This is a genomic window from Elstera litoralis, from assembly GCF_000963705.1.
Classification (GTDB): domain Bacteria; phylum Pseudomonadota; class Alphaproteobacteria; order Elsterales; family Elsteraceae; genus Elstera; species Elstera litoralis.
On record NZ_LAJY01000482.1, the window covers coordinates 1 to 1,949 of the forward strand.

At 63.7% G+C, this 1,949-nt stretch carries 3 protein-coding genes; 1 reads left to right on the forward strand and 2 read right to left on the reverse strand.

Annotated features, from left to right (window positions below):
- Window positions 1-250: hypothetical protein (locus VZ95_RS25805; RefSeq protein WP_045776767.1), on the forward strand; the 250-nt coding region annotated here is incomplete at its 5' end.
- Between the two features lie 27 nt (window positions 251-277).
- Here VZ95_RS25805 and moaB read toward each other — a convergent pair.
- Window positions 278-817: a molybdenum cofactor biosynthesis protein B gene (gene moaB, locus VZ95_RS16120; RefSeq protein ID WP_045776768.1), complete on the reverse strand. Its 540-nt coding sequence runs from the start codon at window positions 815-817 to the stop codon at window positions 278-280.
- A 26-nt stretch (window positions 818-843) separates the two neighbouring features.
- Window positions 844-1,949 (reverse strand): lytic transglycosylase domain-containing protein (locus VZ95_RS16125; RefSeq protein WP_045776769.1); only part of this gene is annotated, 1,106 nt, incomplete at its 5' end.

The window sequence follows — 1,949 nt, forward strand, 5'->3', positions numbered from 1 at the left end:
GAACACGACCGGTTTTGCTTCTTACGCTGCGGCTCAGGCCGAGTTGAACGCGACGGCGGCTGCCATCACCGACAATTCAGGAAGTGCGATTGTGCTATGGTATAGCTCGGTCGATAGTAAAATTCATATTACGCACGATACGGATATTAGTACGGGCGCTGGAACCGGCACAGAAATCGGGATCATTGGCAATTCGACCAGTGCAACGCTGGCGGCGTTGACCGGGAGCAACTTTACGATGATCGCTTAGAGTCTGAAGGCGGTTTAAGCAATGCCCTTAAACCGCCTCATGCTCCCGCAGGCGCGGCATGAGTTCCACCAGATTGCACGGTTTGTGCCGGGCATCGAGCTGCCAGCGTAGGATTTCGTCCCAGCCGTCGCGGCAAGCGCTGGTGGAGCCGGGCAGGGCGAACAGGTAGGTGCCGCGCGCAAGGCCGCCGGTGGCGCGGCTTTGGATCGTCGAGGTGCCGATTTTCTGGAAGCTGATCCAGCGGAACAGCTCGCCAAAGCCGGGGATGTCTTTTTCCACCACGGCCTTGAAGGCTTCCGGCATCACGTCCCGCCCGGTCAGCCCGGTGCCGCCGGTAGTGATGACGCAATCGACCTCGGGATCGTCGATCCAGGCCGTGAGTTGCGCGATGATGGCGGCCAGATCGTCCTTCAGCAGCACTCGCGCCGCCAGAACATGCCCGGCGCTGGTGAGGCGTTCTTGCAACAGATCGCCGGAGCTATCTTCGGCCAAGCTGCGCCGGTCGGAGACGGTAAGCAGGGCGATATTCACCGGGCGGAAGGCGCGGGTTTCATCAATCTTGCTCATATATCTATCTCCAACCGGGGAACAGGCTAGCGCGCCGCCATATCCACCGGCGCATATTGCCCCGGACGATAGGTCGGGATTTTCCCGCCCGCAAGCGCGGTGAGACTATCGGTCGGCTGGCCCAGTCGCTTCTGATAGATCCAATAGTTCGCCAGCAGGCGCTTACTGAAATTGCGGCTTTCGGCGAAGGGGATGCTTTCGACGAACAGCAGCGGGTCGCGCTGGGCGGCGGCAAACGCGCCTTTGCTGGTTTCCCCGCCCTTCAGCATTTTGTCGAGCTGGCCGATTCCGGCGCTATAGCCGACGGTAAAGCGCAACAGATTGCCTTTGACCAAATCGTGCCGCAACAGCGTGGAGGCGAGGCGCTGGCCGAGCGTCATATTCACGGTCGGGTCGGAAAGCTCCTGGGCATCGTCGGGCGTGCCGCCCTTGCGTGCCATCGCGGAGGCTGTTTCGGGCATGATTTGCAGAAGCCCCTGCGCGCCCGAAGGGTTCTTCGCCGCAACGGTGAAGTGCGATTCGTGGCGGGCGATCGCGTAGAGCAGGGCCGGGTTGACGGCAAAGCCCTGGCGCGGCGTCCAATGGGGGACTGGGTAGAGCCCCGCATCATAGCGCTCGCCCCGGCCCCGGAGGACCGATCCAGCGAGGCTCATGGCGAGGCCGGGGCTGCCGCCGCGTTCGGCGAGGGTTAGCATCGGCAGGTAGAGTTCGGCAGGCAGGCGCGGCAGGGCGGCGCGCAATTCGGCTTCGGCGCGGGGCTTCAGGCCGATTTGCGTGAGCGCCAGCGCGCGGGTGACGCCGGGATAGCGCTTCAGGCTGATGAGATCGCGCGCCGTGAGGCTGGGCAGTTCCCAATCCAGCGAAATATCCCACTGCAAGGTGCGGCGGGCGAGGAGCCCATAGTAGCTATAGGGGGCTTCTGCCGCGCGGTAGAGCCATTGGTCGGCTTCGATGGTCTTGCCGGTGGCTTTCGCGGACCGATAAGCCCAGAAGGCGGCCCCGGCGCGGGTCCATTCCGAGGCGGCGGGCGAATCCCACACTTGCGCGAACAGTCCAAGGGCGTCGGCCTTCTTGCCCAAGCGCCAGGCCGCGAGCCCGCCGGTCCACGCGCGTCCGGCACTTTTTCGGCAGA